This is a genomic window from Candidatus Gracilibacteria bacterium (assembly GCA_041660965.1).
Taxonomy (GTDB): Bacteria; Patescibacteriota; Gracilibacteria; order BD1-5; family JAGOOR01; genus JAGOOR01.
Window position 1 is genome coordinate 474,133 of record JBAZVH010000001.1, and the last position, 25,955, is coordinate 500,087.

The window sequence follows — 25,955 nt, forward strand, 5'->3', positions numbered from 1 at the left end:
CATGAAAGCGTCTTTTTCTGGTCGAAAAGTACTTGCCATTTCCCTTTCACGTTTTTTGAGTATAAAATTGCTTTTTTAATGTACACTATGAAAAAATATTTTTAAAAGATTCTATAGAGAAAAGGGTTTTTAGGGGACAAACTGTTTGAGCGGGATGAATATTGAAATTATGATGAACCTGAAAGATAACGAGTTTTTGTCCCCTAAATGATCCATTATTTTTTGGTCTACTCGAAATGAGATTCGCTCATTTCTCCGGTATTTTTTTCAGAAAAAGTACAAAGTGTAGCCATGAATGAAAAATAGTTTGATAACCTGGATCCGCCTAGGCGGATGACTGAAACACAACACCCCCATTTGTATTCTCATTGTACCGCCCCCTCTGATTTTCTCTCGAAAATCCAAGGGGGAGTTTGGTTCACCTCTTTTTCTATCTCTAATTCTATCTCTGACCTCTGCCCTAGCTCTATTTTTATCAATATTAGCACCTGAACCCATTACGTGCTAAAAAAGATTTGCAATCTCATAAAAATTAAATATACTATTCTCGGAGCTAGAGATAGAGCAGAAGCCAGAGAGCGGATTATTCTATAAAAATTCCTTTCTCTAGCTATAGCTTATGCTTTGGCTTAACACTTAATTTTTAATTTATATTTTATGGGAAAAATTATCGGTATCGATCTCGGGACGACCAATTCGGCCGTAGCATTTATGGAAGGTGGTGAAGCAAAAATCATCCCAAATGCAGAAGGAAACCGCACGACACCATCCGTCGTGGCAAATAAAAAAGGCGAGATCATCGTCGGTACACCTGCGAAGCGTCAGGCGGTTACGAATCCAAAAGAAACTATTTTTTCTGCCAAACGTTTTATCGGACGTAAGCGAAGTGAAGTGGACAACGAAGTTATCAATGCGCCGTATGAGGTCACTGCAGGACCGAATGGTGAATCGCTGATTAGTTTCAATGGTAAGGCAACCCGCCCTGAGGAAATCTCAGCACACGTGCTGATGAAACTCAAGGAAGATGCCGAGAAATTTCTCGGTGAAAAAGTCACAGAAGCAGTGATTACGGTCCCTGCGTATTTTAATGACGATCAAAAACAAGCAACCATCAACGCTGGTAAAATAGCTGGTCTCGATGTCAAACGTATCGTCAACGAACCAACCGCTGCTGCCCTTGCCTACGGTCTCAATAAAAAGAAGGATGAAAAAGTCGCTGTCTATGATTTCGGAGGAGGAACATTTGATGTCTCTATTCTCGAAATCGGAAGTGAAGGAACATTTGAAGTGCTCGCTACGAATGGTGATACCCATCTCGGAGGTGACGACTTTGATCAGAGAATTTTCGAATATATCATTACTGAGTTTAAAAAAGATCAGGGTATCGATCTCAAAAAAGACCCTATGGCTGTCCAGAGAATCCGTGATGAAGCTGAAAAAGCAAAGAAGGAACTCTCATCAGCGACCGAAACAGAAATCAATCTCCCCTATATCACGATGGATGAGAGTGGACCAAAAAATCTCCTCCTCAAACTCACTCGTGCAAAATTTGAAGAACTCGTCGGTGACCTCGTAGAGCGCTCTATCGAGCCATGCCGCAAGGTCCTCTCTGATGCAGGTCTACAAGCAAATCAAATCGATGAGATCATTCTCGTCGGAGGATCAACTCGTGTCCCACTCGTACTCGCGAAGGTGGAGCAATTCTTTGGTAAAAAACCAAATGCCAGTGTCAATCCTGACGAAGCAGTCGCCATCGGTGCCGCTGTCCAGGCAGGTATTATATCTGGTGATGTCCGTGATGTCCTCCTCCTCGATGTCGCCCCACTCTCTCTCGGTATCGAGACGCTCGGTGGTGTGATGACACGAATGATCGAACGTAACTCGACTATTCCTACCAGTAAATCGCAAGTGTATTCAACAGCGCAAGATAATCAGCCAAGTGTCGAAATTCATGTCCTCCAAGGAGAACGTGAGATGGCAGCAGATAACAAATCTCTCGGTCGGTTTATCCTCGAATGAGTCGTGCCAGCACCTCGTGGTGTGCCACAGATTGAAGTGACATTTGACATCAATGCTTCTGGTATTCTCTCCGTCTCTGCGAAGGATAAAGGCACAGGCAAGGAACAAAAAATCACGATCCAAAATAGTGGTGGTATGAGTAAAGAAGAAGTAGAAAATCTCATCAAAGAAGCAGAAGCAAATCGTCACAAAGATAGTGAGAAAAAACAAACAGTGGAAGCCCGCAATCTCGCTGATTCTCTTATCCATCAGGGCGAAAAAACACTCAAAGACAATGCAGAAAAAATCCCAGAAGAAGATAAAACTGCGGCAACAGAAAAAATCGAAGCCCTCAAAAAAGCTCTCGAAAATCCTGCTGCAACAAAGTCTGAGATCGAAGCCGCGAGCCAACCACTTAATGATATTATGATGAAAATTGGACAAGCAATCTATGCTTCGACAAGCTCAACACAAGGCGTAGAAGATGAAGGCGTCCGTGTGAAAGACGCAGAGAGCTCTTCGACAAGCTCAGAACCTTCGGATGAAGGACCAACGGTAGAAGCGGAAGTTGAGGAAGAGAAGTAGTCATATTTGCAAGATAACCAGAAAACGAGATAACCCGATATAGTGATAAAAATCCCCTGATTTTTCAGGGGATTATTTATGATAAATTTTTTATTCTTTTTGCTGTTCTTTTGTTGGAAAATCGTTTATCTCCATATCTAGAGCATCCCATTGAACCAAAAAAGCTGAAATAGAGTTAAAAAGACTATATTCAATGTCTCTCACTCATTTCCCGATCTTTACTTCAAATAATAATTGCCGCAATCACTCAACGACGGTTCTCATATGATCCCATCGACCAGAATTTCGCTCATCAAGAAGCTTCCCTCTATCGGCGTTCAGATATCCCAAATACGACTGAACTGCTGAAACAATTGCCTTCAGAATACTTACATCATATGGATTAATATCAATTTTTTCTCCGAAAGTATCTTCATCATATTCATATCAATCGTCATGGCCGAAAGTATCTTCATCATATTCATATCGATCATGATAGCCGTCATCCGCTCAGTCAGTTTCATTATCGTTCTTAGATACATTATAAAAATCAACAAATAAATCAATATATTCAGCAGAGAGCTCACAAAACTCAGCAACTTGTTTCTCACAATGCCACCCATTCCCATAGAGTCTTTGGATTTGGTTTCCGAGTGCTTCAAGAGGATCTTCTTCATCTGATTCATCCTTTATCTTTCCTGATGTATTTTTTGCTGAATGATTTCCCCTAATAATTGTTAAAATGCGTCAACGTATTTTAGCTAAAACTTCTGGCGCAGGATTTTCCAAAGCCAAATATTCCTGAATATGTCTTGGTATGTGAGGATGATTCTGCAGGATATCCATGACCGGTTCAAATCGTGTTCGGATAATTTCCTGTAATTCGACTGCCTCCGGTCATTTATCTTCAACAGCCATGGAAAGCATTTTCCATATCACCTTATCAGATCAAACCAAAGTATTTTTGTTGTCATCCCCCATAAGTATAGATAATACTTATAGAAAATTTATGTCAATTCTATTTTTGTCCACTGACTCACATCTTCCCCTTTTCGTATCATCTCTCGAATCTTTGTCCCTGAGATATCTATCGTGTAGGAGCTAATCCAGTCGGTCTGAATATCATGTCGTGTACAAATATCTCGTACCCATTCATTGCCGGTAAAGAGTACAACCTCTGGCACCAAACCCCCCTTAATCCCCCCTTGTCAGGGGGGCAGAATACACTTGAGATTTTTGCACCAGATATCATCATCTGGCACATCTGGGAGTGGACAAATAGTGATACGGCTGAGCAATTCTTCTGGAATATTTTCAGCAATGATAGCGAGTCGCTCTAGATAAGTCCAAGGATTCTCGTCTGTACCAAATTTGTCTGAAGATCCGACAATCAATGTCATGGACGGATGACTTTCAAGAATTTTCTCGACAATACTCCGATGTCCGATATGAAAGGGCTGAAATCGTCAGAGAAAAATAGGGATTTTTGATTGCATGGGTTTATGGCTGGTATTATATGCCTTATTCTGGAAAAAAGAAATAGGTTTTTAGGGGACGTACTGTTTGAGCGGGATGAATCAAGTATATTCTTGAATTCAGTTTATAGCGAGTTTATGTCCACTAAATGCTTTTGGTACTTTTGGCATCAAAAGTACAAATGGCAGCCAGGAATAGATTCCACCTCGCGTCTTCGATAAACTCAGACTTGGCTGGAATGACGGTTTTACAAGGTAAACAACACCACTTCCGGATGGGCATTGATGCGGTAGCCCAATCATTTTGAGTTTCCGATACCTGTTGAGACATAGAGCTGCCAATCGCCTGTTTGTGCGTATTTTCACTCCGGACCATACCATCCCTTATATCGACCATGCTCAGTATTGCAGGCTCGTAAACCGATGCGACGAAAGAAGGGAATATCAAACATCCCCCCGTGAGTGTGCCCTGCCAAGAAAAGTGTTGGATGAATCAGGGTTTGGTGCGTCTCGAGAAGCCGCTGGAGGAGGAATTCGAGACCGTCGGGATTATGGAGAAGCACTACATGAAAGTCCGTTTCGGTGGAATTAATGGAGGCAATGGAAGCATCGAGAATTTTGTCTCGTTCAGCTTTTATATGTTTATGCAGGAGCGTTGCCAGTGTATGAATACAGTGAATAGAGATTGCAGCATCTTCGATGTAGACGATTTCGGTGTCCTCGGGACTTTCGAGAAATTTGATTTTATGGATTTTTTCTAGGTGTCATCGTATAGCTTCAAAATGTTTATTGGTATGATCATGGTTGCCGAGAACCGCAAATTGAGGATACTGCGTCAATCCACAAAAAAGATGCGGAGCAACATCAAGAAAATTTTTCTCCGAAGTCATATTTTCCTCGTGTCCGCCACAGACAAAATCACCTCCATGAAGAATAATGGTTTTCTCTCTATCAGAGAATTTGAGGACCGTATGGATATCGACTGAGATCTGTGTCGCTATCTCATCGATATCACCACCGATGTGGAGGTCCGTCAGGAAAAGCAAGTGCGTGCCACGAAGTGCTGACGGCACATAGGAAAAATGAAGTTTTTCTGTTTTGTAGACGATTTTTTGAGCATTTTTTTTCGCCTGATTACGCACACCTAGCATCGTCAAAAAGGTTCAACAGAGTGCTTTTCCGATACTGTGCTTTATCTGAGTAAGGGGAGATGCTTTATGTGACATGAATACAAAAATTTATACGCCGATATACCCCGCTAACCGTTCCATCACTTCCTCGAGTCGTTTTTCCATCACGATACTTCCTCGTCGTACTGGCTCAAAAAGTTCTTCATCTGAGAGTCAATTCAATACTTCATATGCCTCTCTGTATGGAGCGATAAATCGGTCGAGAATCGTATGAAGTTCTTGTTTTGCATGTCAGTAACCGTAGCCCCCTGCGAGATATTTTGCTCGAATCGTCTCAATTTCATCATGCGTTCCGAACATTTTTATCATCGCAAACACATTGCAGGTATCAGGATTTTTTACATCTTCCAATTTTTTATCATCTGTCGGAATCGTAGCAATCTTTTTCTTCAAATCTGCTGAACTCTCAAACATACTGATGGTATTGTTGTAGGACTTGCTCATCTTGCGACCATCGGTACCAATAATCGTCGCCACGGCATCATCAATAATCGGTTTTGGTTCGATAAATATCTCTGCTTTGAAATGGTGATTCACGTAGCGAGCAATATCACGAGCCATCTCGAGGTGTTGAAGCTGGTCTTTTCCCACTGGCACGACATCGATATCATACCCGAGAATATCGGCTGCCATGAGGATTGGGTAGTTGAAAGTGCCCATATTGAGATCTTCTTTTTTATTCTCTGCATCCTTGAAGGTATGCGCCCTCATCATCAATGAATACGGTGTAAAACATGAGAGAATCCATGCAAGTTTTGGGATACCGACGATATCCGATTGTCGGAAAATCGTGACTTTGGTATCAGGGCCGAGAACAGCAAGGTACGAAATCAGCGCATTGCGAGTATTTTCTTTGAGCGTTTTTCCGTCTTTTATCGTCGTCAAGGCGTGTAAATCGGGAATAAAAAGAGCTGTATCATATTTGCTCGCATTATCTCGCAGTGGGAGCATCGCTCCGAGGAGATTGCCGATATGTGGAAAGGCGCCTGTGGGCTTGATACCCGTAATCATTCGTTTCATAAAAATAGGTGTTGTGGAGATTATAGAGATTTTGGCAGAAGTCGCAACCCTGATTCCGTCATCCCGGGCGAGTGAGGCGTAAGCATGTATCGTCATTCCGTGCTTGACACGGAATCCAGGTGAAAATAAATATTCCTTGATTATAGGGATTGGTTTGATGACCTGGATCCTGAAACAAGTTCAGGATGACGGGAAATTGTGCCAAACACTTGCATTCCAGAAGAAAATAGGCTATCATATCTCAAGAGTGATAGGAATGGGATGGAATAATTATAAAATCCTTCCTTAGCCTTAGCCTCTATCTCTACCTTTTCAGCTATTTCTATGAGCAAACCGCATCTCGATATTAATGATTTCCGTGTAAAACCAGGACAAAGAGTCCATCTCAAAAAAATAAAGACAGACCATACAGGAAAATGGTTCGAAGAGCTCGCTATGAAAAAGCTCGAGGAAAATAGAGCAAGAATTATCGAACTCCAGGATACACTGTATGCAGAACATAAACAGTCACTCCTTGTCGTCCTCCAAGCTATGGATGCTGCCGGGAAAGATTCGACTATCAAGATGGTGACGCAAGGTATCAATCCTCAGGGATGTGGTGTCGTATCATTTAAAACACCAAATTCTGCGGAACTTTCTCACGATTTCCTCTGGAGAATCCATCAAGAAGCTCCAAGAAAAGGGAAAATCAAAATATTTAATCGCTCACATTACGAAGACATCATTATTGCCAAAGTCCATGATCTTGTACCAAAAGATCAACTCAAGAAACGCTACAGACATATCAACAATTTCGAGTCCCTCCTGATCGATGACAATGTCAAAATAGTGAAGATTATGCTGCATATATCTCCAGAATACCAGCTTGAGCGCTTTAAACATCGACTCCAAAAACCTGAAAAGGCATGGAAATTTAATGCTTCAGACCTGGAAGAACGCAAGTATTGGGATGAGTATATGGAGGCCTTTGAAAAAGCCCTTGAGAATTGTAGCACAGAAGAAGCGCCTTGGTATATCGTCCCTGGAGAGAAAAAATGGTTCCGCTATCTCGTCGTCAGTGAGATTATTTTAAATGCCCTCGAAGAGATGAACCCACAGCTTCCAAAACTTGATTTTGACCCAAGTATGCTGATGAATCCGGAGTTTTTGAAGTAAAAACAGAACCTTATTCCAAAAGCACTGTACAGTTTTTTACAGTGCTTTTTTGTATTTTCCTCTTTCTGCATATACTAAAAGGGAAGTTTTATGCATACTCTTATCATTACCGCTCATCCCAGTTCTCACGGTTTCACGCATGCTATCGCGGCGAGCTATCAGGGTGCGTGTGAGGCGAAGTGATATACCACTGAATTATTAGACCTCTACCAAACAGAGTTAAAAATGGATTTTCTCCGATTTGACGACCAAAGCGATCTGAAACAACCCACCTCTGTCCAAAGAGCATTGCAAGCAAAGATTACTGACGCAGACGAACTCGTCTTTATTTTTCCTATTTGGTGGGTGAATATACCGGCTATTTTGAAGAATTTCTTTGATACCGTGCTCACTCCATGATTTGCCTATAAATACAGGAAATGAAGTATGTTTCCTCGGAAACTTCTCACAGGGAAAAAGGCACGAATATTTTGTACTTGTGATGCTCGAGGATGGCTGTATTGGTTCATTGGTAATCCTCTTCGAGTTATCCTCCAAATAGGTACCTTGGGCTGGTGTGGAATCAAAGTAAAGAGCTACACCGTCTTTGACCAAATGCGCAAAACGACGGAGAATGACCGTGAAAAAATGCTCTCAAAGGTTTCTCGAATGGTTTCATAACCCATATTTCTATGGAACACAAACCTCACATCCACTGTATCGGTATCGGCGGTATCGGAATATCAGCTCTTGCTCGATACTATTTGGCACGGGGTTATCGTGTGACTGGCACAAATCTTGGGCACTCTCCACTCTTGGACACACTCACGTCAGAGGGGATTGAAGTCGTCGAAAATGGGGCAATGATTATCGATCGAGAAACAACCAAAATTATTTATACCGAGGCAATTATCGATGACGAAACATTGGGGCTTGACGGTGTACGAGCAGAGCATCTTCCAGAAATCAGTGTCGCACAATTTTATCATATTCCTCTTCTCTCCTACCCTGAAGCACTGGCGGAAGTATTTCACACTTTTCCGATCAAAATAGCAGTGGCTGGAGCGCATGGCAAGTCCACCACGAGTGCGATGATTGGTACGCTTCTTCATGATAATCAATCTCCAGCGACGACCATTACTGGTACACTTGTGAAAGCGTTTGGTGGAAAGAATATTTGTGTAGAGTGAGATCAGATTATGGTCATAGAAGCATGTGAATATCGCAATGCCTTTTTACACTATCATCCCGATATCGCTGTGATTACAAATATTGACCCCGATCATCTCGATTTTTTCAAAACAGAAGAGGCGTATTTTGAGTCGTTTCAAAAATTTATGGAGCAATCACGATGCGTCGTTATCCTTGCAGAGGAATACTCTCACTTTCAGTCATTTCTAAAGAATAAAGAAGAAATAATAAATAATAAAGTAGGAATAGTTGGTTCGGACAACCAATTACCTAAGCACTCAAGTACCAACGCACCAACGCACTGAACCTCCACGCTCATTCTCGTCCATGATGACTCGTTCGAAGTAACAGGTGATGAATATGGTGCTCTCGTGCCTGGGAAATACACCTACACACTCCCAAAGCTTCTTGTACCAGGACATCATACCCGACTCGATGCAAATCTCGCCTACGTGGCAAGTCAGCTCATTGGTATCGAAGATTCTTTTGCTCAAAAATCACTCCAAAACTATCCAGGAAGCTGGAGACGTATGGAAAACATCAAAACCACTCAGAATAATAATCTTATCATGAGTGACTATGGTCATCATCCGACGGAGATTATTGCTACACTATGAGCTCTCAGAGAGGCATACCCAGAGAAAAAAATCATTGTCTTTTTTGAGCCACATCAATACTCTCGAACCTATGAGCTCAAGGATGAATTTGCCACCAGTTTCTCTGACGCAGATATGACGTATATCTCAGATATCTATGCTGCTCGTGATATCGATGAGCGTCGAGATATGATCAACGCCAAAATCTTGGCAGAAATGGTTGCACAAAATTCTCCGTGTGAGTATGTAGGGACACTTGATGATGCTGGTCGTAAACTCAAAGAAGTGGATGCAGAAGAAAACAATACCCTGATTCTCCTTCTCGGAGCAGGGACTATTGATGAACTGAGAATGAAAATCTAGGACTTAATGAGAAAACTGTATCTCTATTTTACTTCAAAGTAAATGATACCTTGGATTATCATGTGCTGCAAATATATCCTGCCATTCACACATTTGCACGCCAGAATCATCTATTTGTGACAAGGGAATGGTGGAATCAGCTACAAAAAGAAATGTCATGTCATGGTGCCAATGTTCTGGTTCTTTTTTTTGTTCACTCGCTGGTATAATGTGGGAGTCGATGTGAAGTAATAGAGGGTTCCCCTCGTTATCTAAAATAGGAACAGGTTGTACTCCAGTTTCTTCTAATACTTCTCGAATAGCTGCTTCGACAGGATGAGCATCTTTAGATTCAATATGCCCACCTGGATGGAACCATTGTTGAAGTGTTTTATGATAAATCATAAGCACTTTTTGAGATCTGGGGTCAATAACACACCCATCAGCAATCACATGTCCAGTAAAATTTTTTCGTGAAGCTATATTTTCTTCTTGTTGATTGATTTGTTTTTGAAATATTGGAAAAACTTCTTCTTTGTATACGGAAACATATGAATCAAAAAGTTGGGAAATAATATCAAACATACCCCCAGTATATGGGAATTTTTAAGAAAAATAAATTCTTTTATATTTATGCCACAGCGAGCCCTACTTCTGCAGGAATGCGTGCTTCGATAGTCGCATAGGTTGGATTACTACTCTTTGGAATACGGATAGCGATGCGGTCTCCTACTTTTGCCTGGATATACGTCACAGCGGCTGGAAGGAGCTGATACATACCATCTTGAGAAACCACGATAAAGTGGTCACCATCTCGGATAATAGTTCCAGTACTATTTATAAATGCACCTTCTTTGATGATTTTATACTGGAGAGATCCATCTCCTTTGATCGTGCATTTGAGTTTACTCCCTTCGACGATTTTTGATTTACTGGCATAGTTTGCAGGAACTGGATACGTTTTTTTGTCCGCTCCGATCATACATTGACCATCAAAGATTCCTTCGATAACCTGATCTACACCATGCTTATAGACATGCCCTGAAATTTCTTCCTCAAGTGGAGTCACTTTTTTGGGAAGTTTTGGTGCAAGGTGTCCTATGAGGTTTTTCGCATGGCAGAGAGATTTCTCTGCATTATTAATCAGTTCCTGAAGCGCTTGAAGAGAATTATTCAGCGTATCATTATTTGGAGAAGTTTTAGCAGGCATATAACGCATAGTACCCTTCTTTTTTTTCTCTTGCAACTTTTTGTATGTATTTCTGTCTTGTGCGTTTTGTATTGTATTGTGTGATAGAGTTTACTCCTTTGAAATGCCTATTTTATGAGAAAATTCTCAGACACCAAACAGCACATATTCCGAGAAAAAGTAGAGGTGCAACGGGCATTGTTTTCAATTTTTCACGAAATATGAAGAGCCGAATGAGAAAATAGAGTGTCCCTGCGAGATAGCCATACATCACTACATACAGAAAATCATAGGGCCCCACAAGGGCTCAGATAATTATTCCGAGGCGGATATCACCTCCTCAGACCCATGAGGGAAGTGTCTCAAAAACGTGCAATGTCGGAAAGAGTCGATCTGCTTTTTTTTCTCCTATGAATACCTTTGCCACTATCCAGAGCGGAAAGACAAAAGGCGAAATGAGAAGAGAAAAAAGAACGTTGTATTTATGAATTCGTAATGCCTCATAGAAGGCGGGGAGTATCATCTGGAGCATATAAAATACCATACCAACGCAAGTGCCTGCGAAAGCTACAAGGGGGCTCGGGAGTAATGTCGGCACTGGTACAAATAGAAGAAAAATATATATGCAAAAGAGTACCCCCATCAGTGGTATACTCCTCGTATCAGAAACCATACGTGTTCGCATGTCTTCGATAACCAGCCAGGAAAGTCCGGTAAGAATGACGATATGAAGTGCAATAGAAAAATAACTCAACCCTGCGTAAGAAAGTACCATCGCTGACACCATCCAGAGAAATGCCATATACCATTCCACATACCATATCCACCGAGGGATATCAGCGTGACACTTACTACATTTTCATTTTTGAAGTGCGTAGGAAACGAGCGGAATAAGCTCAAGCCATTGAAGCACTTTTTTGCAGCTGAGACAGTGACTTCTCCCTGTCCAAAAGGAACGCTTTAGAGATGTTTCTTCTAGGAGCACAGCGCTAAAACTCCCCACACACGCACCGAGAAAAAAGATGATAATGAAGATAAAGAGAGACATAGGACCGGAGGTTAGTTAAGCATACTAGGTTTCCTAAGTTTAGTTGGTTTAGTTTGTTTCGTTGGTTTCCCGAATCAATAACCTGTTCTCCGTGGCGAATTCATTCCTATCCGCCTAGGCGGATGACTATTACTATGACTCCCTTTTGCTTTAAAGTGTATTCCCAGCTTTATCTTTAATAACTATCTTCTTTGATTCCGCCTGTCGATTCGCTACCCACTGTTGTGCAATCATAAATATCGTACCAATCAGCCAGTAGAGGCCAACCCCTGCAGGGAATTGGTAGGCAAACCATGCTGCCATAGCAGGGAAAATATAGACCATCATCTTTTGCATATTCTGCATATCGGGCATTCCGTCATTCTTTTTTGCAACAGGAGCTGAGTCCTGAGTTTGTCGAAGGGTTTTTCTTTGTGCAAGCCACATCTGGATAAATTGAAGTCCCCCGGTTGAGAGTCCGAGGATGATACCGACTACACCCCCACTTTTATCAAGATGCATACCATAAAAGTATGGATTTGGGACAATGTCTCGGAAATGTTGTAACCATGAAAAATTATAAAGATGCGCAAGATTTACAGGGAGCCCGATATTGAGTACTACTTGGTAGAGGACGATGAGGATAGGAATCTGGATAAAGATTGGTAAGAGTGACCCGAGAGGATTGACTCACTCTTTTTTGTAGAGCTCCATCATCTTCATACCGATCGTTGCTTGGTCACCTTTATGGGCGTCTTGGATGGCCTTTATCTTTGGCTGAATCGTCTGCATCTTGCGTTGTGAGACGAGCATATGCTGCTGAGGCACGAGGAGGATGAGGCGAATCACGATCGTAATAGCAACAATAGCAAAACCGAGACTGTAACCAGGAAAGATCAGAATGAGAGCTGCCAAGAGATTATAGACGGGGTTATAGAAGACCGTGCGGAAAAAGAGACGAAACCACCCTGCCTTTGCGACGGTCACTGTCGCCTCTGAGACGACCGCATCAGGGCTCGTGTAGTCAAATCTGAGTGTTGCTTTTTCTGTCAATGGCGCAAAGGCCTCTTGAAATTGGATAATATCTTCTTTTGTCATGCCGATAAGTGGCGTTGTACTCTTTGCCGGCACTTCAATAACGCGGCAAAATCCTGTGAGACTCTCTGGCTTTTTGATACCATTGACTGTGAGCGTCATATCCCGACACGTGTCAACGATGATGGCTACATCAGTGTCATTCGCGAGTGAGATAACGGGTATTTTTGGCAGGGTATATTTCGTAGTATCTGTGATAATACGAATAGGCACGGGTGTTATGGGCTTTGGCTTATTCAGCATATTCACCGTCAAAAAGACGAGAAATATGATGTAGATATAGAAGAGAATTTTTTTGGAAGATTTCATAGGGGATATCATAGGGAAAAATGAGGAAAAACAAGCTACCAACCTTATAAATTACCTACTAAAGTACAAAATACAAAAAACAAAGTACAAAATGCAGGATTATATGTTTTCTTTCAGGTTAGTTTCTGTAGTAATCTTTATTTTTGCCAGTATACGAATTATTTCTTGGCAGTCATCTTTTATATGAATCAAATCCTGTTGCGTAAGTGATGATTTCTGGAGCAATCAAATCCAATACTGAGTTTCGTGAGCTTCTTTGTAGGCAATGCACACTTTGGAGAAGAAATCTTTCTTTGATTGCGATGAATTTGCTTCAGCAATATTGGCACCTATACTCGTACCAGAACGTAATAACTGTTTAGAAAGAATAAATTCTCATTCATTCTGTAGTGCTTGGTAGATCCTGATGCAGGAAAGCGCAAAATCTTCAGATTTTTGAGTGATGATATTTTCAGTCATAAATTTATAAAATAACTTCCTTCATTTTGTACTTTGTCTTTTGTACTTTGTCTTTTGTACTTTGTATCGAGACAAAATTAATGCATTAATTTTGTCTCGTGGCTTTCTCAAAGAGTGCCAAAGCATCCGCTACCATCACTTCTTGTACAGCAACATCCGTGAGTTTAAGTCCTTTTTTTAGGACAAAGATGCATTGAAGCCCCTTTGGTGTCATACTTTTCTGCTGTTCTGCCATACCCGCCTTGAGGAGAGGAAGGAGTGCGTCGTACATCACACGACGATAGCGATTGCGCCATACAGACCGCTTGTCGTGTTTTCGTGAGATACTCAGCGCCATACGAAAGCCCTGATGCCGTGTATCCGGCAATACATGAAGTGACCATAGACGTCAAAAAAAGGGTCTTCAGCGTTTGAAGACCCTCTCTACCTCGTAATCACGGAGTCTGTATTTACTCGCGATCATGGTGAAAAATTATGATGATTGAGCGATGATGTGAAATTTTGGGTTTCCTTTTGGTGACTTCAGACGGATAGGATATGATGGTGTCAATTCATGACGACCCTTTTGGCGACGACGCTTGAGGACATTGCGTCCGTTTGCAGACACAGATCGTTTGAGGAACCCATGGGTACGAAGCCGTTTACGTTTTTTGAGTTTTGCGAGCATAAGAAAAATGAGAGAATACCAAGATAATATGAAAAAAAATAATAAGTCAACTCATATATTTCTACTCGTATTTTCATGAATACAAAAGACAAAGTACAAAATACAAAATTAAGGATTTTTAATTATTATTCCCGAAAAAACTATTCTTTCGCTTTGTACTTTGTCTTTAAGTGGATAATTGAGTACTTATTACACTTTGTCTTTTATACTTCCGTAGGAGTGAACTATTTTGATTTTCTACGCACTACGACCAGTCCTCCCACGAGGAGGAGCAGCCCAAGGAGGGCAAGCGCTGTTTCAGTTGCTTTGCTCACTGGTTCACGAGCAGGACGATCGAGAATAAGAGGACGTTCAGGGCCTTCTGGATCCCTATCATCTATAGTTCATTCATTTTGTATTGTTTCTAGGTTTTGTCTTTTATTCGGTGCTGCATTGAGCATGAGATCTGATTCGAGAGGAAGTGCGAGCATTTCACTCTCAGGAGCAGAGATCTCCACAACAGAAGGAACAGCCACGGGCTGGACTACGGGCGCTGGGACTGGAACTGATTTTTTTACCACACATCCCTTAGTCATAAATGTTCCCTCACGAGCAGTATCGAGCGTGACATCATCAGCAGAAGTAGCGAGGACACGGTAGAAATACGTACGACATGTTATTAGGTTCGCAAGCGTCTCAATATGTGCCGTCATCGTCTCTGTCGTCACGACAGATTCGGGCTCAGCTGTGAGACCATATTCGATCGTCGCATAGGTAGGGATATTCGTCGTAAAAATCACCTCTGCGGTATCCTTTGAGGGCTTCACGAGAACGTCCGTCATGGAGATAAATGAATCCTGCTCCGCTGGGGCGCTATCGAGCATGAGAGGAGCGGATTCTTCCACTGTTGCCATTGAATCCACTGGCATGCTCTTACCTGGACCACTCACAGTGTCTTCGGCGAAACAAAAGGATACCAGAAAAACACCGAGTGTAGTGCTGGCAATAAGGGATTTGAGAGACATAGAACGAGAGCGAGAAAGTAAACACTCTTATTCTAGCATGATTTAAAATGGATTGCAAATCTGAGAGTAAGACCGGTCTCGTCAGCTGGACACAATAAACCCTCTCGGTTGGAAGAGGGTTTATTGTGTTTACGGGGTCTATTGACCGAGATGGTATTTTCGGATTTCAGAGATACGATTTTCGTAAGCACTGATCTCATCAGCAGAGAGGAGAGGAGTGTTTTTGAGTTTCTCTATGAGATTTGTAAATATTTTGACTGCTTCCTGATATTTTTTCTCAGAATCCATGATATCTTTAGTTGTATTTGCTAGATAGTACCCCCAGTCCTCGTAGAGAGCGCCTCGGTTGTGCCAGAGCAATTTATATTTCTCTGAAGGCCGCTCATATGCCTCTGGATAACAAGCGCTCAAAGCCGCATAGGTGGAGAGTGCCTTTTTGAACTCTGATATAGAAGTGTACTTCTGCGCGAGTCATATATAAATTTCATCTCCTGCTTCACATTTTTTCTCGGTAAGAGTGGTAGTGAGTCTCGTTATTTCTGGGTCAACCTTTGGTTCATCGGGTTGCGTCCTCTGATAGAGAAAATATCCTCCGATGACGAGTGCGAGGAGGATGAGAATGGGGAGTATTTTTTTCATATAAAAATGGGTTAAGAAGTAAAAAGAGTATACAAAAAAATACTTTTTTGCAAACAAAAATCCCCCCGAGGATTGCTCCAAGGGGGGATTTTGTAACGTACAATAATTATTCTAGAGAGAACGACTATTGATTGTTGATGAATGCATTGTTAGTCAATGTATCCATATTGAGACCGTAACCATTTGCCCAGTCAGAAGTCGTATCAGAATGAGAAGGATTAGCCTTATCAGACCAAGTAAAGTTTCTGACGAGTGTCAGGTCATCGTTCGCATCACCAGTAGTATCTACGGCATCAGCATCGATATCAAATTCACCATCTATGATAGCATAAGTGGTTCCATAGAATCGAGCTGAAGCGAGATCATCACCTGAGTCAGAAGCAGTAACACCATCAGCATCGATATCAACGGCACCGTTGATAACAGCATATGATGTACCATTTAAGACAAGAGAAGCGAGATCATCACCTGCGTCAGAAGCAGTAGTACCATCAGCGTCGACATCGAGTTGACCATTAATGATATTTCCGAGAGTCTTAGACGCTGTGATTACATTGCTACTATCATCATCAGTCACATCAACAGAGAACGTATCAGCATCTTCTGATGTTACATCAGCAGTCAGCTTGATCTCCGCAGTTGCGCCGGCAGAGAGGAGTCCCATATTGTTTGATCCGAGAGTGATAGTGACATCAGCTACTTCTGCTACGAGATTAGCCGTAGCTTCTGAAGTGACATCAGCATCTTGATCGATATCGATAGCACCATTGATAACATCAAACACTTGAGCACCGACCGTAAGGCCAGTTGTGTCATCAGATCCATCAGCAACACCGTTTTCATCGAGATCCATGAATCAATCAATAACATCGAATTGTTCAGACCCGATAACGAGATTAGATGCATCATCAGATGCGTCCACATCACCGTCTTCATCGACATCGAGTGTACCTGCAGTGAGGACATCGAATCGACCACTCTTCGCTGAGTATGTAGCAGCTGAAGTAGTGACTTCAGTACCATTTACGTAGAGCTTGATGTCAGTTACGAGGAAATCTTCTCCTCCATCTGCATCAGAAGTTGTAAAGTCGAACAACATCTTACCGAGATCTACAGAGCCTCCGCTACTATTTGTAACGTTTGCAAGGTAGACAACTGCATCAGAAGAAGCAGAGTCAAGATTTGCTACAAGACCAGAAGTTACTTTACCAAACGTGAGTTTAGTACTTCGAGCGATGTAAGTCTTGTTCGTAGAGCTATCTGTAAATGCCGCGAGGTCACTGACAGTAGTACTAGAACCAACACCTACTACCTCTGTTTCTGCTGTATCAGAATCTTGAGCTAAGAGGAACTTACCAGTTTTACCAGTATTCGCACCACTTGAATCCATAGGATTAAATGTAGCGAAGAGTGATGCCTGGACTGTTCCGTCAACTTCAGCATTAATGTTAGAGAATGTTACTTCACCTCCAGTAATAGAATATTCTGTCTTTTCTACAGCACCGATTTTGAGTTTGAGAGAGCTGATAATCTCAGGATCTCCGGTGAAATCAAATGTCAATTTCTTCACATTGAATTTCTCCTTTGATGACTTGAGTTCATATCGAGCCACTTCTTTAGACGCAGTACCGGCCTGAACTACTTGATTACGAGAATCAACTGTGAGAGGAGATACAGTAAATGTACCAGAAGTCTCAATAGTCATCAAGTTACCAGTAATAGGACCGTCAGTAATGTTTGCAGCAGCGAGAGTATCACCATCAGCTTCGATAACTGAAATATCAGTATCGACGAGGATAGTAGCACGGACATCTGTTGCAGAAGCTGTGTCGAGAACATCAGCTACGACATAGACGATCTGAGTTGCCCCTTTCGCGACTGCATAAGAGAAGCCATCGAAAGTGACAGTATCAGGAGTACCGTCTGTGATATTGCTAGCGTCTAAGACAACACCATTTGAGTCTACGAGACGAGTATTGTTGTACACAGCTTTAGCTGTATTTGCAGCAGTACCGCCAAATGTAAACTTCATAGATCGAACTGAGAGAGCACCAGCTTCACCAGCCTTGAGTGAAACACCAGCAATCTTGACATCTTTTGAACCCTTGATGATTGTAGTCGCCGTAGGATTAGAAGCTGTAGCAAGAGTGAGAGAGTTCGCTACAACATTGTGAGTTTTACCTCCAACAGTTGTAGGCGTGATAGAGCCAACTGCGATAAACTTGTTCGTAGCAGTATCCTTGATAGAACTTGCACCAACAGTGATTTCAGCAGCGACATTTGTGAGATCAGCATCAGCAGTAGAACTGAGTTCTATTACGACACGGACCTTACGAGAAGTACCTGCATTTACGAAGAATGAATCTGTAAATGTCTTTGTGTCAAATGAGCTCGTTCCACCCGCTGCACCAAGATCATCGTCTCCGCCATCAGCAAGAGTATCGAAACCAAAGGCAGTAAGGTCGTTCACTGGTCCCATAAGAGTGTTTCCGTTTTCATCAACAATTTTAATGTTTTTGATAGCAGTTACATCTACAGCTGCATTATTAGCTTTTGTAAGCGTGAGTTTAAGATCGAGAGCTTTCACTTCGATATTTCTCGCAGCAGAGATAGTAGACTCAAGAAGGACAACATCCTTGTCTCACCATGCAATATCCTTTGTAGCAGGACCGTTGAATGAGAAAGTGACATCACCTGCCTTGAGCGTAAGAACAACAGATGCATCGTTACCAGGGATGTAGTATGTGTTCGTACCGAAACTCGTGTCATCTTGATCGTCTACAGATGCACCGATATCAGAATCGACATCGATAGCTACGACGTCAGAATTGTCATTAAGAGCAAATCCGATAGTGTCACCTGCCTTACCATTGACGATATCTCCACGGAGGTCAAGACTCTTAGAGCTTCCATCGTTGAGGATGAAGTCTGAGTCAAACACGAGGATATAGTCATCATTGTGGACGGCTTGCAGAGAAGCTACTTTGTCTGAACCATCATAGAATCCGAGGTTATCGATTGAATCAGCATCGATAGTACCCATTTGTTCGAGAGCCATAGAGACTACTCGGACACGGTGGTCACTATTGCTTTCATCATCATTTTCGAATTTAACGGTAGCGAGGATAGCCCCGACAGCACCGAGCGTAGGATCAGATGCTGTGACAGTCGATGTGATCTCGAGAGATCCGACACCAACTTCTGTGATAGTCATCAGCTTTCCTGAAACTGGGAAATTACCAGAGATGCTACCATTTGAAGCGATCTGAGATACGCTAGAAATAGAGAATCCATCCTGAGAGTTAGCAGTTGCAGTAGCCGACATATTAGCGACTACTTCGAGACTGACTGTCTCACCAGCTGGTACGAGGAGATTCAGGTTACCGAATTCAACAATATTTTCAGAATTAACTGTTCTCTCATTTGTGAGAGCGATATTGTCTGATCGGAGATAGACACCTGAGAAGTCATTTCGGCTACCGACACCAATTCTGTTGAGTTTAACAGAAGTAATGACAGTATCCTCTGACCCACCTTCAAAGTCATATACAGCGAAAACTACGTTTTGAGCTGTATCTGGGACAAATCTTGTGTCAGGAGTATCGTTTGAGAGTGTTACTTCTACATCACCACCAGTAGGAGGAACAATCACTTCATCATCACAGAGAGATGGGAAGAGAGTACAGAGTACATCTTCATCCTCGATTGGCTCACAAGTAGAATCTACTTTAGCAGTTGCTACATATTTGAAGAATTCTCCTCGTGTAGCAGCAGCAGTAGCATTCCAGCCAGCGGCTGTAGTGATAATACCAGCATCAGCAGCGATCGCAGCCATTTCAGATGGACCAGTTCCAGTTGGAACTTCAGTACAAGCAGAACGGAAAGCGAAAGCCATAGCTTCGTATTTTGAAAGTGTCGAATTAGGTCGGAATGCTTCACCAGCATCTACCTTTGTAAGACCAGTTTTAGCAGCTATTTCGATAACTGCACACTCCCATGTTCCAGGGAGAACATCTGTAAATCGACTAGTACAACCTGTAGTTTTAACAGGTTCAATCAATACACCCCGACCTTTGCCCACTACTTTCGTAGCTTCAGATCGCTTGAGCGTATCACCGAGTCGGTAGTCAGCAGGATTTGCTGACTTATCGACGATATAGCCAGCAGTAGCGAGCTCGTTGGCAGCAGAAAGCTCTGTGTACGTTGCAGCGAGTGCATTTGGTACAAGAGACAATGCAATACCTCCAAGAGCAAGAATTGCGACTATTTGTCGTAATGTCTGTTTCATAAGAGAAAAATAAAAAATAAAATTGTGCGTATCTATTTTCGCGGACGTGCCAAGAAAGCAGGATACCAGACGTAGGAAATGCTTCATTTGGGCTCTACAGTATATCGAGAGTGGGCAAACGAAAGAAAAAAGTGGTGATCTTTTCGGTTTCATATTCTACAATCTGTTAGCGAGTTTTCGAGAGACGCCAACGTCAAAAAATGTACACGAACAATCGTGCCGCTATAGTAATGTATATCGAGTGGTATGCAAGGGATGGACAAGGGATTTCACCCATTCTTCACAAATCTTGACACTTCCGTCACACATCTGACACCCTGTCCACACCATTCTGGGAGCGGTTTTGTCACTTTTTTTATGTACAAGAAAAATATGCTCTTTGAAGACAAAAATTCACAATCGCCATACAGTTTGTAAACAGACTTTAGTGTATAAAATATGTGTTCACGGGGGTATTTTTGCTTTCTGTATCGACAGGGTGCTTTCTTTTGCCTCAAAAACTGTCAAGTATCTTTGTCTCACTTGTCGGTTGTTTGTCAGAAAATGTCGACAACATTCCTCGGTTTTTCGGCTTGGGGAAAGGATGTGACAAAAGTGGCGACGGTGGACAGTTCAATAGACACCTCTCTCCGTCATTCCAGCCAAGGACGAATGAAATGAGGACGCGAGGTGGAATCTTAGACAAGATCATCATACAAATCTCTCCATTCTGGATTTTCTTTTTCAATGAGCTTATCTTTCCATTCTCGTCTCCATGATTTGAGATTAGACTCTCGCGCAAATGCTTCAGCAAAAGTCTCATGATTTTCAAAATACACAAGTCGGTGGATATGATATTTTTTGTGAATCATTCATAAAGTTCATTTTGATGTTCATAACCACGACGAAGGATATTAGCTGTTACACCAATATAGAGGACTCCGTGTGGCTTGGAAGCCAAAATGTAGACGCAAGGAAATTTAGACATATAAACAGAGAGAATTATATACGTCATTTTAAGATTCCACCTCGCGTTCGCAAGCTCTCTTGGCTGGAATGACGGAATCCCAGTTCAGGATGACGGAATCAGGGCGTGAGAATGACGAAAGAAAATCCTGCTTTATTCTTTCTTATTTATTCATTTTGCTTTTTTAATTTTTAATTCTTCATTTTTACACCTCCATCAGCTGAAATTCTTTCCTTACTTTGTCTGAAAGCGGGCGAAAGGCAAATATTTTCAGAATAAACCGTACCCAACGAATAATTCATGGACGGCGACTCGCCCAACGAGCATACCCTGTGAGGCCACTATGATTTTCTCAGGTATTTATGATATAGACCACAGCAGGATAGGGGATCTTTTGGAGGACAATGCCTCTTTCTGCAAGATAGGTATGAACGAGGCGATGGCTTCAGAGATTATTTTTCATCCATTCCTCCGAAATTTCTCACATATCAGCAGGTAGATCAGCATAAAATCGCTCATCAAATATATAACAGGTGCCGCAGTGCGTGTGAAAGTCATTTTTTCGATAAACAATCCATCGAGAGTCCTCCGCATAGATATATCCTTCGCCGACATACCACGACTGGTTGCGTGGTCAGGAAAGCACGGTTTCGACGATATGGGGTGAGAGGCAATCATCTGCATCAAAAAACATCACATGACTGGGATGACGAGGACGAACATGGTAGAGTCCTGCGAGGTATTTTCTCCCTTTATCGAGACGAACAAGCTCCAAATCAGCGACAATATGGGCAAAATCCTGCGCCGGTGGTGGAATATCGACAATCAAAAACTCAACATGGGGGTAGGTATGAGAAAGCTCGGGTATCTCGTGACAGACAACCGTAATCGTGAAGTCTTGATTGGTCTGGGCTTCGATGGTCGACAGTGTCCGCTCCAGAAGTGCCAACATCATCGGCATCGACTGGACAGTAGTGGGATGACGCAAACAGGTAATAAAAGAAAACATATACAGCAGAGTATACTAGGTCTACTTTTATTTTCAATACAAAATAGCTCACTCTGAAATACAAAGTACAAAACTTACATCAATACAAAAGACAAAGTACAAAATACAAAATGATGGTAGTTTTAGTTCGGGAACAGACATTATCCCTCTTATTCTTGCCACTCTGAAACGAGAGTCCGAGAGCACATACTGTTTGAGCATCGTGAATAACAGAAGAAAGTCGAAGAACTGGAGAGCGAGTTTATGTGCTTTCGGCAGTCCACTATCTTAAAGTCTACTCGAAGTGAGATTTACTCACTTCTCCGGATACTTTTGCTGCCAAAAGTATCAGAACGCCGCCAGGAATAGATTCCACCTCGCGTCCTTCGATAAACTCAGGACTTGGCTGGAATGACGGTAAGCGGTCAACCCCGGGGTTTTTGGGAAAGATGTCGACATGTCGAACATTCACTTTTTCTCTTTGAATGCAAAAAATATGAGTGCACTTGAAAATATTTTTTACAAAAAATAGAGGAAGTGTGTCGAACATGTCGACTAATCCTTCACTCTCAATATTTGTGACCAATGTGCACGGACATGGTTCACATCTTTTGCGATTTGGGCCTTGAGCTCTTCGAGCGATGTGAATGTACGATTTGGACGAATAGAATCCATAATTTCTATATGAAGTATTTCTCCATAAATATCTCGGTCAAATCAGAGAATATAGACTTCGAAAACACCCGTTGGTGCTTGAGTTTTGTCGTTTCGTTCGTTATCTAAAAAAACTTTTTCTGCTTTATTATTTTGTAGTGGGTGAATTTCTTTTTTCGAGTTATACGTTCATGCTCATAAAAAAATTTCTTCCCCGAGCTTCACTCGACAGGAGAAAACCTCATCTGGTAGATGAACACTTTCAGGGATGGCGATATTTGCTGTAGGATACCCGAGAGAATGACCACGTCCGTCGCCGTGAATGACCTCACCGACAATAGGAGCATATTCCACGAGTGGCAGACAGGCACGGCGCAGGAGCTCTTCTCTCTCTCCTCGCTTCAGTTCACGATACGCACCTTCTGGCATATCAGCGAGCTGAATATGCTCGATACGGATACGTTTGAGTTTCTTCACCTGAAATCCACATGCCTCCACCATACGTCTGATCTGACGATTTTTACCTTCTGTGAGAATGATCAGGAACGTGTCTGAACTCACACGCTTGATCTCGCAAGGAGATGTCTGGACGTATTGCCCTTGATTACGAGTTGGGAATTTGTTGACCCGTCTCGTCACTCGTCACTCGTCACTCGTCACTTTCTGTAGAGTTTTCGGCCCTTCGGTAATCGCATAGCGAACCCCTGAAGAGAGGGATTGGAGCGCAATGTCCGTGATTTTCCCGTAGACAGTGACGAGGTATTCTTTTTCATGCTCAAAACTCGGATGCAAGAGCCGATGTGTGATACGCCCATCATTAGTAAGGAGAATAAGCCCAGAGGAATCTTTGTCTAGACGCCCGATGGGAAAAACACGAACTGGAGTATCGATAATGTCGACAATACTTTCGCCACCTTTTTGGGCACACGTTGTCTCTATTCCACGCGGTTTATGCATAGCATAGTAGACACGTTTTTCATCTCTTTTTACCATCTGTCCACTGTATTCTACCTTATCCTTTTCTGGATCAATAGACTGACCGATTTGTGCGACCATGCCATTGACGATGACATCACCACGAGCAATCGCTTCTTCAGCATGGCGTCGTGAGCAGATACCACATTCAGACATATATTTCTGGAGACGAAGAGAGGGCATGAAAAAAAGAGTAAAAAATTATCCTATATCCTGTATATGTTGTGCAAACTGTTGTGGCGTATACACCATTTCGCCAATATAAATCTTTCCGTCTAAAATAGTGCCCGAAATTTGAAATCCTGCTGCCTTTTTGTGCCCACCACCACCGAGTTTTTTGGCAATCTCATTGACGTCGATATGGTCATACCGAGTTCGGAGAGATCCTCGTATCATATCTCACTCGGGAAGGAGAACACAGGCAATGTCGACATTTTTTAGTCCACTCAGATACCCTGCTATTTCTGTTTTTAATCATCATTCTGGCTCGGATTGTAGACAGAGTATGGCGATATTGTCTACTGTCTCGATACCTGATAATCCTTGACCAAGCTGATGGAGATACTTGAGGGAGTAATCCCCAAAAACATGTTGAGCAACAGCGCCCTGATCAGCTCAGAGTGCCAAGAGGCGTGCGGCTGTATTGAATGTGCGAGCATCAGTGTTTTTGTGCACAAAACCTCCAGTATCTGTGTAAATACCAAGTAAAAGTGCTGTCGCCGTGGCGCTGTCCATTTTCCAGTGCAACATCTCTGCTAGTTCTGCAATAATAATCGTGGTTGCCGACGATGTTGTATCTCGAAATCATGGTATGGTATCGGTCAGTTCTTCATGATGATCAATCACGAGAATGTCTCGCCCCTCAAAAGAAGATGGCGGAATACCAGTCCGTGCCACAATTGATGTATCGAGAACGAATACAAGGTCTGTGGTGTGTGATATGTCTGGTACGGATTCTCAAAGAATCCAATCAATATGATGGTCTGATAGATGCGAAGGAACCACTACATCGATCAGTATGTGAGGATAATTATTGTGCAGAAGTCATCGCATACCTTCGAGAGATCCGAGGGCATCACCATCAGGATTATGATGAGAAACCAGAGTTATATGATGGAGGCGCTGGAGGCGAATATCGAGATCATGAGCAAAAGTAGCAAGAGAATGCATAGTAGAAATTAGTTAGGACGTATAATGCGGACTTCGGGCTCGAGCTGAATACCTGTGGCATCAAAGATGTTTTTTTGGGCAAGTTCGACCAGCTCGACAAGATCTGTCCAAGTTGCTGTGCCATCTGACATCAAAAAATTGGCATGTTTATCGGAGAAATAAGCTCCTTTATGGTGGTATCCTTTGAGACCTACCTGTTCGATAAGTGACCCGGCAGACTGTTCACGGCTAGGATTCTTGAAAAAAGAACCACAAGAATACCCCTCGGGCTGGACTCGCTCCCTCCAGAGGAGTGGTTCTTCTTCTGGAGCAGCATATTTTTCTCGATTTTCTGAAAGATCGCAGACGACAGAGAGCAAGAACCATTCTGGATGGTTTTTACATTCAGACCATCGATATTTGAAGTCAAGTTCGACACCCGTTTTTTCCAGTTCCAGACCGTTTTTTAGGTCGAGTATGTAGACACGTTCGACATAGGGGCCTATCTCCAGTCCAAAACATCCAGCATTCCCAAAAACTGCACCACCAATAGACCCCGGAAGACCGAGAAATCTATGCCAAAAAGTGATATTGTGGTCTTGTTCGAGGGATTCAGCCAGTTCCCAAATGGGATGACCGGACGCTACCCGAATACAAAGTGCAGAATACAAAGTACAAAGTTTAGGATTGTTTTTATTGTCTGATATTCCTCTATTTTGTATTTTGTCCTTTGTATTTTGTATTAATTCATAACCATTTGAGTTGTTATGAATTACAAGCCCCGGATATTCATCGAAAGCCAAAAGAAGATTCTTCCCGCCTGAAATCGTGAGAATCGGAAGATTTTGTTCATTGGAAAATCGTACTGCCTCTTTGAGTTCATCGAGATTTGAGCCAGTATACTCAATAAAATACCGAGCCGAGGATGGTGTATGAAATCCAGAGAGATGGGAAATATCTGCGTGTTCGAGCATACAAGGAGTATAGAGAAAATTATAGGAAAACAACCCACAGTTTCCTTCTTTCAAAAATATCTTCCAAAAGTATATTTGACAA

23 protein-coding genes and 1 pseudogene are annotated in these 25,955 nt (G+C 42.3%); 5 read left to right on the forward strand and 19 right to left on the reverse strand.

The window, feature by feature from the left end:
* The first annotated feature begins 657 nt into the window (after nucleotides 1-657).
* Complete coding sequence (gene dnaK, locus WC753_02325; GenBank protein MFA6080298.1) at nucleotides 658-2,583, forward strand: molecular chaperone DnaK; 1,926 nt, start codon at nucleotides 658-660, stop codon at nucleotides 2,581-2,583.
* A gap of 90 nt (nucleotides 2,584-2,673) precedes the next feature.
* Here dnaK and WC753_02330 read toward each other — a convergent pair whose 3' ends face one another.
* From WC753_02330 to trpS, 4 genes are all read right to left on the reverse strand, one after another.
* Nucleotides 2,674-3,543: a hypothetical protein gene (locus WC753_02330; GenBank protein ID MFA6080299.1), complete on the reverse strand. Its 870-nt coding sequence runs from the start codon at nucleotides 3,541-3,543 to the stop codon at nucleotides 2,674-2,676.
* A gap of 26 nt (nucleotides 3,544-3,569) precedes the next feature.
* Nucleotides 3,570-4,058, reverse strand: coding sequence for an adenylyltransferase/cytidyltransferase family protein (locus WC753_02335; GenBank protein ID MFA6080300.1), 489 nt, complete (start codon nucleotides 4,056-4,058; stop codon nucleotides 3,570-3,572).
* 227 nt (nucleotides 4,059-4,285) lie between these two features.
* A complete protein-coding gene (locus WC753_02340; GenBank protein MFA6080301.1) occupies nucleotides 4,286-5,263 on the reverse strand; it encodes a metallophosphoesterase in 978 nt (325 codons plus the stop codon).
* 12 nt (nucleotides 5,264-5,275) lie between these two features.
* A complete protein-coding gene (gene trpS, locus WC753_02345) occupies nucleotides 5,276-6,247 on the reverse strand; it encodes a tryptophan--tRNA ligase (GenBank protein ID MFA6080302.1) in 972 nt (323 codons plus the stop codon).
* A 324-nt stretch (nucleotides 6,248-6,571) separates the two neighbouring features.
* Between trpS and WC753_02350 the strand changes: the two genes are divergently transcribed.
* The 3 genes from WC753_02350 to WC753_02360 all read left to right on the forward strand — a co-directional run bounded on the left by WC753_02350 (nucleotide 6,572) and on the right by WC753_02360 (nucleotide 9,531).
* Nucleotides 6,572-7,402, forward strand: a complete 831-nt coding sequence (locus WC753_02350) for a PPK2 family polyphosphate kinase (GenBank protein ID MFA6080303.1) — start codon at nucleotides 6,572-6,574, stop codon at nucleotides 7,400-7,402.
* A 90-nt stretch (nucleotides 7,403-7,492) separates the two neighbouring features.
* Nucleotides 7,493-8,062 (forward strand): NAD(P)H-dependent oxidoreductase, encoded by a 570-nt coding sequence (locus WC753_02355; GenBank protein MFA6080304.1) that lies wholly within the window; start codon nucleotides 7,493-7,495, stop codon nucleotides 8,060-8,062.
* 11 nt (nucleotides 8,063-8,073) lie between these two features.
* The gene (locus WC753_02360) at nucleotides 8,074-9,531 is read left to right on the forward strand and encodes a Mur ligase family protein (GenBank protein MFA6080305.1); all 1,458 of its coding nucleotides are present in this window, start codon (nucleotides 8,074-8,076) and stop codon (nucleotides 9,529-9,531) included.
* Between the two features lie 3 nt (nucleotides 9,532-9,534).
* Here WC753_02360 and WC753_02365 read toward each other — a convergent pair whose 3' ends face one another.
* The 10 genes from WC753_02365 to WC753_02410 form a co-directional block, all read right to left on the reverse strand.
* Nucleotides 9,535-10,095, reverse strand: a complete 561-nt coding sequence (locus tag WC753_02365) for an NUDIX domain-containing protein (protein ID MFA6080306.1) — start codon at nucleotides 10,093-10,095, stop codon at nucleotides 9,535-9,537.
* 46 nt (nucleotides 10,096-10,141) lie between these two features.
* Entirely contained in the window at nucleotides 10,142-10,720 is a 579-nt protein-coding gene (locus WC753_02370; protein ID MFA6080307.1) for a hypothetical protein, read from the reverse strand.
* 112 nt (nucleotides 10,721-10,832) lie between these two features.
* A complete protein-coding gene (locus WC753_02375) occupies nucleotides 10,833-11,747 on the reverse strand; it encodes a prepilin peptidase (GenBank protein ID MFA6080308.1) in 915 nt (304 codons plus the stop codon).
* Between the two features lie 150 nt (nucleotides 11,748-11,897).
* Entirely contained in the window at nucleotides 11,898-13,130 is a 1,233-nt protein-coding gene (locus WC753_02380) for a YidC/Oxa1 family membrane protein insertase (protein MFA6080309.1), read from the reverse strand.
* A 99-nt stretch (nucleotides 13,131-13,229) separates the two neighbouring features.
* Nucleotides 13,230-13,589 (reverse strand): four helix bundle protein, encoded by a 360-nt coding sequence (locus WC753_02385; GenBank protein ID MFA6080310.1) that lies wholly within the window; start codon nucleotides 13,587-13,589, stop codon nucleotides 13,230-13,232.
* 85 nt (nucleotides 13,590-13,674) lie between these two features.
* Nucleotides 13,675-14,052, reverse strand: a complete 378-nt coding sequence (locus tag WC753_02390; GenBank protein MFA6080311.1) for a ribonuclease P protein component — start codon at nucleotides 14,050-14,052, stop codon at nucleotides 13,675-13,677.
* 9 nt (nucleotides 14,053-14,061) lie between these two features.
* Nucleotides 14,062-14,256, reverse strand: coding sequence for a 50S ribosomal protein L34 (gene rpmH, locus WC753_02395; protein MFA6080312.1), 195 nt, complete (start codon nucleotides 14,254-14,256; stop codon nucleotides 14,062-14,064).
* Nucleotides 14,257-14,480: 224 nt separating this feature from the next.
* The gene (locus tag WC753_02400; protein ID MFA6080313.1) at nucleotides 14,481-15,260 is read right to left on the reverse strand and encodes a hypothetical protein; all 780 of its coding nucleotides are present in this window, start codon (nucleotides 15,258-15,260) and stop codon (nucleotides 14,481-14,483) included.
* A 138-nt stretch (nucleotides 15,261-15,398) separates the two neighbouring features.
* Nucleotides 15,399-15,899, reverse strand: a complete 501-nt coding sequence (locus tag WC753_02405) for a hypothetical protein (protein MFA6080314.1) — start codon at nucleotides 15,897-15,899, stop codon at nucleotides 15,399-15,401.
* 124 nt (nucleotides 15,900-16,023) lie between these two features.
* The gene (locus WC753_02410; GenBank protein MFA6080315.1) at nucleotides 16,024-20,187 is read right to left on the reverse strand and encodes a hypothetical protein; all 4,164 of its coding nucleotides are present in this window, start codon (nucleotides 20,185-20,187) and stop codon (nucleotides 16,024-16,026) included.
* Nucleotides 20,188-20,730: 543 nt separating this feature from the next.
* On the opposite strand from WC753_02410, the gene WC753_02415 reads away from it, so the two are divergent.
* Entirely contained in the window at nucleotides 20,731-20,868 is a 138-nt protein-coding gene (locus WC753_02415) for a hypothetical protein (GenBank protein ID MFA6080316.1), read from the forward strand.
* Here the strand turns inward: WC753_02415 and WC753_02420 are convergent.
* From WC753_02420 to WC753_02440, 5 genes and pseudogenes are all read right to left on the reverse strand, one after another.
* Nucleotides 20,865-21,154, reverse strand: a pseudogene (locus WC753_02420) (GIY-YIG nuclease family protein). The gene WC753_02415 and the pseudogene WC753_02420 overlap by 4 nt on opposite strands.
* A gap of 184 nt (nucleotides 21,155-21,338) precedes the next feature.
* A complete protein-coding gene (locus WC753_02425) occupies nucleotides 21,339-22,142 on the reverse strand; it encodes a hypothetical protein (protein MFA6080317.1) in 804 nt (267 codons plus the stop codon).
* 534 nt (nucleotides 22,143-22,676) lie between these two features.
* A complete protein-coding gene (locus WC753_02430) occupies nucleotides 22,677-23,933 on the reverse strand; it encodes a pseudouridine synthase (protein MFA6080318.1) in 1,257 nt (418 codons plus the stop codon).
* A gap of 18 nt (nucleotides 23,934-23,951) precedes the next feature.
* A complete protein-coding gene (locus WC753_02435) occupies nucleotides 23,952-24,920 on the reverse strand; it encodes a DHH family phosphoesterase (protein ID MFA6080319.1) in 969 nt (322 codons plus the stop codon).
* Between the two features lie 8 nt (nucleotides 24,921-24,928).
* Entirely contained in the window at nucleotides 24,929-25,873 is a 945-nt protein-coding gene (locus tag WC753_02440) for an FAD-binding protein (protein ID MFA6080320.1), read from the reverse strand.
* Between the last annotated feature and the right edge of the window lie 82 nt (nucleotides 25,874-25,955).